The organism is Trichococcus sp. K1Tr, from assembly GCF_028309625.1.
Classification (GTDB): domain Bacteria; phylum Bacillota; class Bacilli; order Lactobacillales; family Aerococcaceae; genus Trichococcus.
Genome location: NZ_JAQMHR010000005.1, coordinates 59,409 through 72,166, shown reverse-complemented (window position 1 = coordinate 72,166; position 12,758 = coordinate 59,409). Strand labels below are relative to the sequence as shown.

The following is a 12,758-nucleotide window of genomic DNA, read 5'->3' as shown; positions in this document are numbered from 1 at the left end:
TATCACCTCAATATTATCTGTACATGCTATCCAATCTACTCAACATGCGGAATAAAGATGCCCGCGAATGCACTCAGCGCTTCATCCATGTCTTCCGCAGGCGGTAAGTCTTTTGTTTCCGTGATGATGGAGAACAGATTTGGATAGGACATTTTGACGAATTTGAACAGTTCAGACTCATATCGTTCGATGTCCTGCACCGGAATGGAATCGATAAATCCGTGCGTCAAGGCATAGAGAATGAGAACTTGTTTTTCGACATCCAAAGTCTTGTGCAAGTCCTGCTTCAGTATTTCGACGGTTCTGCGGCCGCGGCTAAGGCGTTTTTGTGTGGAAACATCCAGGTCCGAACCGAACTGGGTGAATGCTTCCAACTCGCGATAGCTGGCCAAATCGATGCGCAACGTTCCCGATACTTTTTTCATGGCTTTGATTTGAGCAGATCCACCGACACGGGAAACGGACAGACCAGCAGATAGAGCCGGACGGATTCCTGAGAAGAACAGATCGCTTTCAAGGAAGATCTGACCATCCGTGATGGAGATGACGTTCGTCGGAATATAAGCGGAGATATCCCCAGCTTGTGTTTCTACGATCGGCAGGGAGGTTATGGAACCGCCGCCCAACTCATCATTCAATTTTGCTGAGCGTTCCAACAGACGGGAATGCAAGTAGAAGACATCCCCTGGATACGCCTCGCGACCTGGCGGACGGCGCAAAAGCAAGGACATTTCACGGTAAGCAGCCGCCTGTTTGGAAAGATCATCGTACACGATAAGAACGTGTTTGCCTTTGTGCATGAACTCTTCTGCCATCGCTGTAGCAGCATAAGGCGCGATATAGAGCATCGGCGCGGATTGCGAGGCACTGGCAGTCACGACAATCGTATAATCCATTGCATGATATTTTTTCAACGTTTCCGTCATATTACGGACTGTCGATTCCTTTTGTCCGATTGCGACGTAGATGCAGATGACATCTTTTCCGCGTTGGTTGATGATTGCATCGATTGCGATGCTTGTTTTCCCGGTTTTGCGGTCACCGATGATCAGTTCGCGCTGGCCTCGACCGATCGGAACCAAAGCATCCAATGCTTTGAGACCGGTCTGAAGAGGTTGTCTGACGGACTGACGATCCATAACGCCTGGCGCTGCATTTTCAACCGGTCTTGTGCCGGTTGTTTCGATGCTGCCCAAGCCATCGACCGGGCTGCCTAAAGCATCCACAACGCGCCCGATCAAAGCATCTCCGACCGGCACTTCCATGATTTTACCTGTACGTTTGACGATATCGCCCTCATGGATATTTTCATAGGCTCCAAAAATGATGATACCGACATCAGTCATCTCCAGGTTTTGGGCCATACCGATGGAACCGTTGGAGAACTCCAACAATTCACCGGACATAACGTTCTCCAAACCTTTCGCGCGTGCGATTCCATCACCGATGTAGGTAACTTTTCCAATTTCTTCAAACTCTGATACAGATTGAAAAGTGTTGATCCTATTTTTGATCAATGAACTTAAATCTTCGTTTTCAGTAGCCACATTATTCACCTCTTCAACCCTATTAATCTTTCAGGATATGTCTCTTCATTTCTTTCAACTTCTTAGCGACGGTGTTGTCGAAGTAGTGGTTTTCCGACTCCAAACGGACGCCACCCATCACCGTGGGATCGACCTCTTCAGTCACAAAGAAGGTCGCTTCCCCGATTTTTTTTGCCATTTTGTCCATGATGCGCGTTTTTTGATCTGCCGTTAAAGGCACCGCAGAAATCAGTTTCATATTCACGAACTCTTTTTTATTTTCATACAATCCATTGAACGCTTTGATGGCAGCCAAGATACCTTCGTTATCAAGATTATCTTGGAGTCCCTCGAGAAAATGGAGCGTCTCAGGAGCGAGATACTTCACTGCCAAATTAAGGTTTGGCTTCTCGCCCACAGCGGCGTCTGCATGATTTAAGGCATCCTTTAACTGTGATAGATCAAGATGGATTCTATCCGCAATCTTCGAGTCTGCCAGGCGGTTATAGTAGGCTTGCACATAGGCTTCTACAGTAGCAATTGCTTTACCGTCCTTGTCCATATCAATCATCCAGCCCTTCAATGAAAGCTTCGATCAAAGTTTGTTGATCCGCTTGATTGATTTCCTTGCCGAGGATCTTTTCAGCGATTTCCACTGATATGACTCCGATTTCGGCGCGCAATCCTTCAAGAGCTTGTTTTCTTTCAAGTTCGAGTTCTTTCTGGGTCACTTGTTTGATCCGTAGTGCATCTTCTTTTGCTTCTTTGATGATGCTCTTTTGAATTTCATTGCCTTCTGCTTGAGCTCTGTTTAAAATATCGCTCGCTGTTGTTCTGACTTCTATCAGCTGCGCATCGACTTCCGCGTGTTTCTTCTCGGCATTCTCGCGCGCTGTTGCCGCTTTATCAATATTTGTGTGTATCATTTCTTCCCGATCCGTTAAGATCTTCATCAAAGGCTTCCATGCGAATTTTTTGATAAGAGCCATCAATATCAGAAATGACAACAGCGTGACAATCGTATCACCTAATGCGGTAATCTCTCCCAATACGAGATTGGCTGTCATTCTCATCCCTCCTGTAGTTATCGGTCTTGCTGGTCCCTATTATTGGAAAATCAGTAAGAAAGCTATAACTACCGCCATGATGGGAACAGCTTCGATCAAGCCGACACCGATAAACATCAAAGTCTGTAATTTGCTTTGTAATTCCGGTTGTCTTGCGATCGCTTCGATTGTAGTAGAGATAACCTTTCCGTTTCCTAATGATGCTCCGATGGCCGCACCGGCAACCGCAATAGCAGCTCCTATAAAGTTCATAATAATAATCTCCTTTTTTTCATATAATAATGCATAGTTATTAAGCTCATGGATCAGCAGCTTATTCCGCTTCGATCTTATGAGCGAGGTAAACCATAGTCAACGTAGTGAAGACGAAAGCTTGGATCGATCCGATAAAGATGGAAAATCCTTGCCAAACCATTTGGAGAGGAATCCCGACTACCCAAGTCAACAAGCCGTAAGAATTCGCTAATGAAGCAATCAACCCCAACAAAATTTCGCCGGCATAAATATTTCCGTAAAGACGCAACGCCAATGTCAATGTGTTCGTAAATTCCTCCAAAATTTTGATCGGCATGAGAGGTGCAACTGGGCGAACATAACTGTTCATGAAATATTCCTTGAACCCATTTTCCTTAATACCAAAGTAATGCGTCAGCAAAATCACCATCAAGGCCAAGCCTAATGTGACGATTGGACTGGCTGTTGGACTCTTCCAATAGGAATGGCCATCGATGTTCAAAATGAACACAAGCCCCAACATATTGGCAACCCATACAAATAGGAACAAAGTGAATCCCAACAAGTGGAATTGTTGCCCGACTTTCCAGTGAAGCGAGCTGGAAATCATGTTCCGGATAAAATCAACCAAATATTCAATCGCCAATTGGCTTTTGGATGTTGGCCTCACCGACAGTTTCCGGGTAGCAATAAAACAAAATAAAAAAACAATGATGCAAGTCGCCAATACACTTATGATGATATTCAAACTGAAACCCAATCCCATAATATGGATGACTTTAGATTCAGCTTCCAATATTTTCACCTCTTTTCAATACAAATAAAAAAACAGCTATGCCAAACCTAATCCATGCTACATTATTTTAAAAGACAGTCGTAAAAGTAGACAACTAATTTAGCTGGACCTCCCATACTCTAGTCACAATAAGTGGCTATTTCATAAGTTTCTCTGCACATCTGTTCAACATCGCTAATCATAACACCAAGTTTATCGAAATTCAAAGCAAATCTACAGAATATAAGGATATTTTCGGCCTTTTCATGAAAATGATGAAAAGATACCGCCTTCATAATCAAAGATACTCAATACATAAATATACTTATAGGATTATGAAAATCCGATGGCTAACCAAAAAGTGATTCGACTGGGGAAATAAAAGCAAATTTATTGTCTTTCATACTACCCTTCAAACCCGTCGGCACTGTAGCATTAAGAGATTTAAGTATAACGAACTTAACTTGCACAAAAAAACTGAGCCAGAAATACCCATTGGGTTTCTGGCTCAGTTCTTTATTTTCATTTTTCAAGATTATGTAAATGGGAAGATCGTTCTCATGATAATATTGACTGTTCGACAATTATGGACACAATTGCCTCGCTGCCATTTTGAACGCTTATTTTGTGCCGAACAGTCGGTCACCAGCATCTCCCAATCCAGGCAGGATGTAGCTGTTTTCGTCCAATCTTTCATCCAAAGAAGCTGCATAGATATCTACATCCGGATAAGCGGCGTGCAATGCTTCCACTCCTTCAGGAGCTGCCACAAGGCAGATGAATTTCATGGAAGATGGCGAAGCGCCTCTCTTTTCCAACGCTTCGATGGCTGCGATAGCAGAGCCGCCTGTCGCCAACATTGGGTCAACGATGAACAATTGACGTTCTTGGATATCTGTCGGCAATTTCACGAAATACTCGACAGGTTCCAATGTCTCATGGTCGCGGTACATTCCGATATGGCCGACTTTTGCAGCAGGCAACATCGCCAAGAAACCATCAACCATCCCTAAACCTGCACGCAGGATCGGAATGATGGCAACCTTTTTACCGGATAATGTTTTTTGAGTCGTTTTCACCAATGGCGTTTCGATCTCGATGTCTTCCAAAGGCATGTCCCTTGTTACTTCATAAGCCATCAACATCGCGATTTCGCTTACTACTTCACGGAAAACCTTTGTTCCGCACTCTTTCTCGCGGATGATTGTTAATTTGTGTTGAATCAACGGGTGATTCATTACATGGAATTCTCCCATATACTTTTGCCCCACTTTCCTATTTTTGCTCAACTTATTGTAATGGAAAACCGCTACAAATACCAGAAATAAAACGATGAGAAAACACTGAATGGTATGTTTAGAGATGCACCAACTCCAGTTATGCTTGTTTTTGGGATAAAAGATGAGGTTGTCGGCTGTTCGGTGTTCTCAATTCCACGTTCAGCCGACATCACGGACTTTCGTCGACTGTTCGGTTATCCTCACTCTGCGTTCAGCAAACACACCGGTCTTTCGTCGGCTGTTCGGTAATCCTCACTCAACGTTCAGCCGACGACGCGGCCTGCTAAGGGCAAATCCTGCTCCGACCGAAGAAAGGAGCCGCCTCATAGAGGCAGCTCCTGGGTAATCTATTTATGCTTCAGTTGCAGCTAATTTTTTATGCAATGGGAAACCTTGCGTGATGGCTTTGACAGCCGCACGGACTTCATCCAATTTCGCTTCATCTGTGTGGTTTTGGATAGTCTCCACGATCAATTCAGCAATCTTGCGTGCTTCTGCTTCCTTCAGGCCTCTTGTTGTGATGGCAGGTGTGCCGATACGGATGCCGCTGGCTTTGTTGGCGCCAAGCGTTTCAAAAGGAATCGTATTTTTGTTGACAGTGATTTCAACGGTATCCAATAATTTTTCTACTTGTTTTCCGTTCAAGCCGCTGCTTGTAACATCCAACAACAATAAATGATTGTCTGTTCCGCCACTGATGACGCGCAAGTCGGATGCATTGAAGACATCAGCCATTGCTTGGGCATTTTTGATGACTTGTCCGATATATTCCGTGTACTCTGGTGTTGCAGCTTCAAAGAATGATACAGCTTTAGCAGCGATGACGTGCTCCAGAGGACCGCCTTGGATGCCTGGGAACACAGCGCTGTTCAACTTTTTGCCGAATTCTTCTTTGGCCAAAATTACGCCGCCGCGCGGGCCGCGAAGTGTTTTGTGTGTTGTTGTGGTTACGATGTGGGCATATTCAACCGGATTTTGGTGATGTCCTGTTGCGCAAAGTCCTGCGATATGAGCCATATCGACCATGAAGTAAGCGCCGACTTCATCAGCGATTTCTCTCAAACGTTTGAAATCGATTGCGCGCGAGTAAGCGCTAGCGCCGCCAACGATCAATTTTGGTTGTTCTTTCAGGGCAATCTCTCTGACAGTGTCATAATTGATTGTTTCTGATTCTTTTTCCACACCGTAAGCAACGAAGTCGTAGGTCTGACCGCTGAAATTCACGGATGCGCCATGCGTCAAGTGACCGCCGTGGCTCAAATCCATACCCAAAATTTTATCGCCTGGTTGAACTAATGCACGGTAAGCTGCCATATTTGCTTGCGAACCGGAATGCGGTTGTACGTTGGCGTATTCTGCACCAAAAATTGCTTTTATGCGATCGATCGCCAAATTTTCGATGATATCGATAAATTCGCAACCACCATAGTAACGACGACCAGGGTAGCCTTCAGCATATTTGTTGGTCAAGATGCTGCCTTGCGCTCTCATAACATCTTCAGATACGAAGTTTTCGGAAGCAATCAGCTCGATTCCGTTCTCTTGTCTTTCGCGTTCTTTTTCAATTGCTGCAAATAATTCTTTATCCATGTTTGCACCCTTCCATCACATTATTCCAAAATTTTAAACATATAAAAAATGTAAGTTGAGTATAGCATAAATTTTCAGAAATAAAACATATAAGCTCCTGGATTTGAATATTTTGTATGAAAAGTAAGCTAAAGACGGATATTAGGCGATTATTTCGCCTGTTTTTTCGGATATTTTGAAGAAGCCGCCTTTTCCAGACGATTCATGAATGCCTTCCCGAGGCCGGCAAGGTCATAAGCTTCCGCCAAAATTACATCGACCGGCTGTTCATCGAGATAACGCAATCCAGCATAGAGACGTTGCGATGCAGCCGCCACATCATCCTTCGATCCCAATGAATAGGTAGCTAGCGCTGCATCCTTATGCACAGCCAGGCGCTCTTCAGATGCTAAAATGCCGATTTGCTTGCCTTCACCGCGATACGCTTCGATGACTGCTTCCCAATCAGCGGCCCTACCATCGATCAGGACGACCGGTTGCGCAGGGGCATAATGTTGGTACTTCATCCCTGGCGCTTTCGGAGCCTCTGCTTCATTTATTGATTGCGCACTGCCCGCCAGTTTGCCGATGATCGGCTCCAACTGCGCTTCCGTGATGGCACCAGGGCGCAAAATGACGGGACCCGCAGCATTCGTCAAATCAAGCACGGTTGATTCCAAACCGATTTGCGTTTCCCCTCCATCAAGGATGCCCGCAATTTTCCCCGAAAGATCGTGCATCACGTGTTGGGCTGTCGTCGGACTCGGTTTGCCTGATGTGTTCGCACTAGGTCCGACCAAAGGAAAGCCGGTTTTTCTGATCAATTCCAGCGTCTGTTCTTGCGCGGGCATCCGCAGCGCGACGGTATTGTGCCCTGCAGTGACGGTCGGCGCAAAAACCCCTTCTTTCATCGGAAAAATCAAAGTCAACGGACCCGGCCAAAAAGCCTCCATCAAGGCTTCCGCCTGTTTCGGCACAAAGGCAACATATTCAGCAATCTCCCGATCGGATACATGAACGATCAATGGATTATCGCTGGGTCTTCCTTTTACTTTATATACATTTTTGACGGCTTCATCATTTGATGCGACAGCGCCCAGACCGTAGACCGTCTCTGTCGGGAAGGCGATCAATTGTCCGGCTTTCAGCAATTCGGCTGCCTCATCGATTGTTGCTGTTTCGTATATTTTTGTTTCCATAATAAATGCTCCTTTCTGAATGGTTTGGCACGCAGCGTCGCCGTTCAGGTTAAAAAAATAGCCGGGGCAATTGCCCGCAGCCATTTTTTTGCCCATGGATAACAGGCGACTCTTTTCATCATAAAATGCTTAATAAACCAGTTGGCTAGCTTCACGAGTTAGTTTTTCTTATTTGACTATCAGCATGCGATCGAGGCCGGACAGATCTTTTTCGATCGTGACCGTTTTATCCGGGAAAGCTTTTTTGTAGAGTTCCAATAGTTTTTCGCCTTGGTTGAATCCGATCTCCATGAACAGGCACCCGTCCGTTTTCAAATGGAACGGCAGCGTGAAGGCCATCTTTTGGTATAGGTCCAACCCGTCGTGATCGGCGAACAAAGCCGAATGCGGTTCGTACTCCAAAACGGAGCGGTCCATCAAGCCAATCTCGTCTTCGCTGATGTAAGGTGGATTGCTGAGGATGCAGTCGAACGTCTCCAGTTGCACGGGTTCCAGCAGATCCCCTTGCAGGAAACGGATGTCGGCATCCAATTGCTTGGCGTTTTCTTTCGCGACAGCCAACGCTTCATCAGAAAGGTCGGTGGCTGTCACTTCATCCTGTGGGCGTTCTTTTTTCATCGCGATGGCTATAGCGCCGGACCCTGTCCCGATGTCGAGGACCTTCTGCGGCCCTTTCCCTTCCAGGCATTTTAGCGCCCGTTGCACGAGCTCCTCCGTTTCCGGCCGCGGAATCAAGGTAGCTTCTGTGACTTTCAAGGGATAGCCGTAGAACCATTCGACGCCTACGATGTACTGGATCGGTTTGCCCGCGACATACTCATTTATGTCGCTGAAATACTGCTTGTATTCCTGCTCCGTTATCGGATCTGCAAAACGCATCAACAGATCCGTCTTCGTCCAACCCAAGCGATCCAAAAGCAGCCTTTCAGCAGCCAATGGACTTTTCTCGTTTTGTTCCAAAAAAAGCGCGCCATTCTGCAATGCTTGTTGGTAAGTGAGCTCCTTAGATTGACCCATTGTTCAAGGACTCCAATTTTTGCGTTTGATCTGCCATGATCAACGCATCGATGATTTCATCCAATTTTCCGCTCAAAATCGTATCCAACTTCTGCAAAGTCAAGCCGATGCGGTGATCCGTGACACGGTTTTGCGGGAAGTTGTAGGTGCGGATCCGTTCGGAACGATCGCCTGTCCCGATTGCGGATTTGCGCGTCGCATCGTATTCTGATTGTGCATCTGAAGAGATTTTGTCGTAGACACGCGTGCGCAAAATTTTCATCGCTTTCTCGCGGTTTTTGATTTGGGAACGCTCATCCTGCATGGCAACGGCGATTCCTGTCGGCAAGTGGGTCAATCGGACCGCTGATGCCGTCTTGTTGACGTGCTGTCCGCCGGCTCCGCTGGCATGATAGATGTCCGTGCGGATGTCTTTGTCTTCGATGTTCAATTCGACCTCTTCCGCTTCCGGCAAGACGACAACGGTAGCCGTGGAGGTGTGCACACGCCCTTGTGATTCGGTTTCCGGAACACGTTGGACACGATGTGCGCCGCTCTCATATTTCAGTTTGGAGTAGGCACCGTTTCCGCTGATCATCAGGATGATCTCTTTGTAGCCGCCGATACCGGTGATGTTCGCATCCATGACCTCAACGCGCCAGCCCTGGCTTTCAGCAAATTTGCTGTACATTGTGAACAGCTTCCCAGCGAATAAAGCAGCTTCATCCCCACCGGCAGCCCCGCGGATTTCCATGATGATGTTTTTGTCATCGTTCGGATCGGTAGGGAGCAACAGAACTCTGATGCGCTCTTCAAGTACGGTCTTCTCTTTCTTTAAGTCGCTCAATTCCTCTTTGGCCATGGCAGCCATGTCATCATCCAAATTTTCTGACAACATCTCTTCTGTGTCGGCGATTTCTCCTTCCACCTCTTTATAGCGATTGAAGGTCGCGACTTTCTCGCGCAGCCCTGCTTCTTCTTTGGTCAATCCCAAGAACCGTTTTGTGTCAGCCTGGACTTCCGGATCACTCAACAATTCGGAAAGCTCTTCATAACGGATAATGAATGCATCTAATTGATCATACATAACTTTTTCAAACTCCTCTTTTTTTGTTTCTGATTATCTGATCTAGGCCAATGGCGGATGGTGGTAATGGTTACGGCAGACGGGAAGGTAGGATTCGTTTCCGCCGATCTGGATTTGTTCGCCGGCATATACTGGTTTTCCGTCCACGACACGCATGTTCATGATCGCTTTTTTGTGACAGTACCAGCAGATGGTTTTGATTTCTTCTATCTTATCCGCGTAAAGCAACAGATATTTGGAGCCTTCGAACAATTCGTTCTGGAAATCATTCTTCAATCCGAACGCCATCACCGGGATTGCCAATTCATCCACGATGCGTGCTAGTTGGATGACATGCGCTTTGGATAGGAATTGGGATTCATCTATCAAAATGCAGGCCGGCTTTTTCGGATTTTTGCTGACTTCCAAGAATACATCCGTATCATCCGCAATCGGAATAGCTTCGCGTTTCAATCCGATCCGACTCGAGACATACCCAACGCCATCACGGTCATCTATCGCGCTCGTAAAGATCATCACCGATTTGTTCTGCTCTTCATAATTGTAGGCAACCTTCAGGATCTCGATCGATTTCCCGCTGTTCATCGCCCCATATTTAAAAAATAACTGTGCCATTATGTCCACCTTTCCAACAGCGTCTTGCCTATTTTTCATCAATCGGTCGGAATTTCCTGCAAAAAGAAAGGATGCCCTTGTGTCATCCTGCTTCCGACCCGCTATTATCTCACCTTCATCATCCCGCTCCGGCAAGGTTACCGAATGATAAAAAAACTGAATAACATCCCGTATAATGATAGTAGGAAATGGCTCCAAAGTCAATAAAATTCACGCTCACCAGCCATCCAGAGGCAATCGGAACACCCATTCCTGACACGAAGAGGCATCTAAAAATATTCAATCCGGGCAAATTCTGCTATACTAACGCTATCGAAAAAAGCCTTGTTATATGCTATGATGGCAAGAGATACATAAGTAAGGAGCGAATTTATTTGACTATCCGCGGTTCACTAGCAATCAATATCGGCAAAATCGCCCAGTGGGGTCTTCAGACATTCACTAAAGGCGGAACCAGTCTGCCCGGCAAACTGGCCGTCAAATTGGATCCCGACGTGTTGCAACACCTTTCTGAAAATTTTGATGTCGTCATCATCACCGGCACGAACGGCAAGACACTGACGACATCGTTGACTTATCATGTCCTGCAGCAAAAATACCCGCATATCTTGACGAATCCTACCGGCGCCAACATGGAGCAAGGCATCATCTCCTCGTTCCTGGAAGGCTATTCGCGTAAAGTAAAAAAGGAAAGAGCCTTTGCTGTCCTTGAGGTTGATGAAGCCAGCCTGGTCAAGGTGACGAAGTTCATCAAGCCGAAAGTCATCGTGAACACGAATGTTTTCCGCGATCAGATGGACCGATTCGGCGAAATCTACACAATCTACCAAAAAATGGTCGATGGCGCTGCTTTAGCACCGGATGCCGTCATCCTGGCAAACGGCGACAGCCCAATCTTCAACTCCAAAGAGTTGGTCAACAAACAAATCTATTTCGGTTTCAATCACGAACCGGATGGCGACACCTTGGCGCATTACAACACGGACGGCGTACTTTGTCCGAAATGCCAACACATTTTGCGCTACAAATTCAATACCTACAGCAACCTAGGGAAATATTACTGCCCGCATTGCGATTTCAAACGTCCGGAATTGGCTTATGCTGTCACCAAAGTGGACAAATTAACGCACAAGAGTTCTTCCTTTGAAATCGATGGACATCCGTTCCACACGAATGTCGCCGGTCTCTATAACGTATACAACGCCTTGGCTGCCTACTCAGTCGGCAAACATTTCGGGTTGACTCCGGAAGAGATCCAAGCCGGTTTCTCGGCTGCCCAGCAAAAATTCGGGCGTCAGGAGACGATCACCGTCGAAGACAAGGAAATCATCCTGAACCTGATCAAAAATCCGGTCGGGCTGAATCAGGTCATCGATCTTCTGCATTACGAAGAAGAACCGTTCAGCGTCGTCTCGATCCTGAATGACCGCCCGGCAGACGGAACCGATGTCAGTTGGATTTGGGACGGGAATTACGAGAAGTTTTTGGATTTTGACATCCCGAAAGTAACCGTCAGCGGCATCCGCCAAAAAGAGTTGACTTTACGCATGAAGGTTGCCGGCATTCCGGAAGAAAAACTGGAAGTTTTGCCGGAAATCACGGATGTCATCAAAGCTTTCAAAAAGGCTCCGACGAAAAAAATCTATGTGATGGCAACTTACACCGCTGTGCTGCAACTCCGTAAAGAGCTAGCGAACCAAGGCTATATAGCGGAAAGGATGAAATAAATGCGACTACGTATTTGCCACTTGTACGGCAACCTGCTGAACACATACGGCGACAATGGGAATCTCTTGATGCTCCAGTACTGTGCCCGTGAAAAAGGCGTTGATTTCGAAACAGAAATCATCAGTTTGGACCAGCCTTTCGATCCAGAAAAATATGACCTCGTCTTTTTCGGAGGAGGCCAGGATTACGAACAGTACATCGTCTCCAAAGACATTCAGGACAAAGCAGAAGGAATCAAGGAATACATCGAAAATGATGGCGTGGTATTGGCCATCTGTGGCGGTTACCAATTATTGGGCCACTATTATATGGATGCATCCGGCAACAAAATTTCCGGCATCAGCGCCCTGGATCACTATACATTGAGCCAGGACAACAACCGGTTCATCGGCGACATCACGATCCGCAGCGAGGAATTCAACGAGACCTACGAGGGGTTCGAAAACCATAACGGACGGACCTTCCTTGGCGAAAACATGCGCCCGCTCGGGAAAGTCGAAAAAGGCATGGGCAACAACGGGGAAGATAAGACCGAAGGCGCCCGTTACAAAAATGTCTTCTGTTCCTATTTCCATGGGCCCTTGTTGGTCCGCAACATCCACTTGGCTAACCGCATCGTTGATATGGCCATTGCCCAACATAACAAAAAGATTGAAAAATAAATCGAAGAAGAGGAGCTACC

13 protein-coding genes are annotated in these 12,758 nt (G+C 46.4%); 2 read left to right on the top strand and 11 right to left on the bottom strand.

Annotated features, from left to right (window positions below; all coding sequences use genetic code 11):
- Nucleotides 1-35 precede the first annotated feature (35 nt).
- The 11 genes from atpA to PH235_RS09610 all read right to left on the bottom strand — a co-directional run bounded on the left by atpA (nucleotide 36) and on the right by PH235_RS09610 (nucleotide 10,348).
- The gene (gene atpA / locus PH235_RS09660; RefSeq protein WP_272162143.1) at nucleotides 36-1,547 is read right to left on the bottom strand and encodes a F0F1 ATP synthase subunit alpha; all 1,512 of its coding nucleotides are present in this window, start codon (nucleotides 1,545-1,547) and stop codon (nucleotides 36-38) included.
- A gap of 22 nt (nucleotides 1,548-1,569) precedes the next feature.
- Nucleotides 1,570-2,097: a F0F1 ATP synthase subunit delta gene (locus tag PH235_RS09655; protein ID WP_272162142.1), complete on the bottom strand. Its 528-nt coding sequence runs from the start codon at nucleotides 2,095-2,097 to the stop codon at nucleotides 1,570-1,572.
- Nucleotides 2,090-2,593, bottom strand: a complete 504-nt coding sequence (gene atpF, locus PH235_RS09650; protein WP_272162141.1) for a F0F1 ATP synthase subunit B — start codon at nucleotides 2,591-2,593, stop codon at nucleotides 2,090-2,092. Before atpF ends, PH235_RS09655 begins: the two co-directional genes overlap by 8 nt.
- A gap of 39 nt (nucleotides 2,594-2,632) precedes the next feature.
- Complete coding sequence (atpE, locus tag PH235_RS09645) at nucleotides 2,633-2,845, bottom strand: F0F1 ATP synthase subunit C (RefSeq protein ID WP_086627433.1); 213 nt, start codon at nucleotides 2,843-2,845, stop codon at nucleotides 2,633-2,635.
- 61 nt (nucleotides 2,846-2,906) lie between these two features.
- Entirely contained in the window at nucleotides 2,907-3,623 is a 717-nt protein-coding gene (gene atpB, locus PH235_RS09640; RefSeq protein ID WP_272162140.1) for a F0F1 ATP synthase subunit A, read from the bottom strand.
- Between the two features lie 599 nt (nucleotides 3,624-4,222).
- A complete protein-coding gene (gene upp, locus PH235_RS09635; protein WP_086627427.1) occupies nucleotides 4,223-4,858 on the bottom strand; it encodes a uracil phosphoribosyltransferase in 636 nt (211 codons plus the stop codon).
- A gap of 375 nt (nucleotides 4,859-5,233) precedes the next feature.
- Nucleotides 5,234-6,472, bottom strand: a complete 1,239-nt coding sequence (gene glyA, locus PH235_RS09630) for a serine hydroxymethyltransferase (protein ID WP_106450731.1) — start codon at nucleotides 6,470-6,472, stop codon at nucleotides 5,234-5,236.
- 149 nt (nucleotides 6,473-6,621) lie between these two features.
- Nucleotides 6,622-7,650: an L-threonylcarbamoyladenylate synthase gene (locus tag PH235_RS09625; RefSeq protein WP_272162139.1), complete on the bottom strand. Its 1,029-nt coding sequence runs from the start codon at nucleotides 7,648-7,650 to the stop codon at nucleotides 6,622-6,624.
- A 168-nt stretch (nucleotides 7,651-7,818) separates the two neighbouring features.
- Nucleotides 7,819-8,667, bottom strand: coding sequence for a peptide chain release factor N(5)-glutamine methyltransferase (gene prmC, locus PH235_RS09620; RefSeq protein WP_272162138.1), 849 nt, complete (start codon nucleotides 8,665-8,667; stop codon nucleotides 7,819-7,821).
- Entirely contained in the window at nucleotides 8,654-9,733 is a 1,080-nt protein-coding gene (gene prfA / locus PH235_RS09615) for a peptide chain release factor 1 (RefSeq protein WP_272162137.1), read from the bottom strand. Before prfA ends, prmC begins: the two co-directional genes overlap by 14 nt.
- Nucleotides 9,734-9,775: 42 nt before the next feature.
- Nucleotides 9,776-10,348: a thymidine kinase gene (locus PH235_RS09610; RefSeq protein WP_272162136.1), complete on the bottom strand. Its 573-nt coding sequence runs from the start codon at nucleotides 10,346-10,348 to the stop codon at nucleotides 9,776-9,778.
- 374 nt (nucleotides 10,349-10,722) lie between these two features.
- On the opposite strand from PH235_RS09610, the gene PH235_RS09605 reads away from it, so the two are divergent.
- Nucleotides 10,723-12,075: a Mur ligase family protein gene (locus PH235_RS09605; protein ID WP_272162135.1), complete on the top strand. Its 1,353-nt coding sequence runs from the start codon at nucleotides 10,723-10,725 to the stop codon at nucleotides 12,073-12,075.
- On the top strand, nucleotides 12,076-12,738 hold the full coding sequence (locus PH235_RS09600) for a type 1 glutamine amidotransferase (RefSeq protein WP_272162134.1): 663 nt from the start codon (nucleotides 12,076-12,078) through the stop codon (nucleotides 12,736-12,738).
- Nucleotides 12,739-12,758: the final 20 nt, after the last annotated feature.

Excerpts from the sequence above, each read along its gene's own strand:
- glyA (WP_106450731.1), bottom strand. The coding sequence starts at position 6,472 with ATGGATAAAGAATTATTTGCAGCAATTGAAAAAGAACGCGAAAGACAA.
- PH235_RS09655 (WP_272162142.1), bottom strand. The coding sequence starts at position 2,097 with ATGATTGATATGGACAAGGACGGTAAAGCAATTGCTACTGTAGAAGCC.
- atpE (WP_086627433.1), bottom strand. The coding sequence starts at position 2,845 with ATGAACTTTATAGGAGCTGCTATTGCGGTTGCCGGTGCGGCCATCGGA.
- upp (WP_086627427.1), bottom strand. The coding sequence starts at position 4,858 with ATGGGAGAATTCCATGTAATGAATCACCCGTTGATTCAACACAAATTA.
- prfA (WP_272162137.1), bottom strand. The coding sequence starts at position 9,733 with ATGTATGATCAATTAGATGCATTCATTATCCGTTATGAAGAGCTTTCC.
- atpF (WP_272162141.1), bottom strand. The coding sequence starts at position 2,593 with ATGACAGCCAATCTCGTATTGGGAGAGATTACCGCATTAGGTGATACG.
- PH235_RS09610 (WP_272162136.1), bottom strand. The coding sequence starts at position 10,348 with ATGGCACAGTTATTTTTTAAATATGGGGCGATGAACAGCGGGAAATCG.
- prmC (WP_272162138.1), bottom strand. The coding sequence starts at position 8,667 with ATGGGTCAATCTAAGGAGCTCACTTACCAACAAGCATTGCAGAATGGC.
- PH235_RS09600 (WP_272162134.1), top strand. The coding sequence starts at position 12,076 with ATGCGACTACGTATTTGCCACTTGTACGGCAACCTGCTGAACACATAC.
- PH235_RS09625 (WP_272162139.1), bottom strand. The coding sequence starts at position 7,650 with ATGGAAACAAAAATATACGAAACAGCAACAATCGATGAGGCAGCCGAA.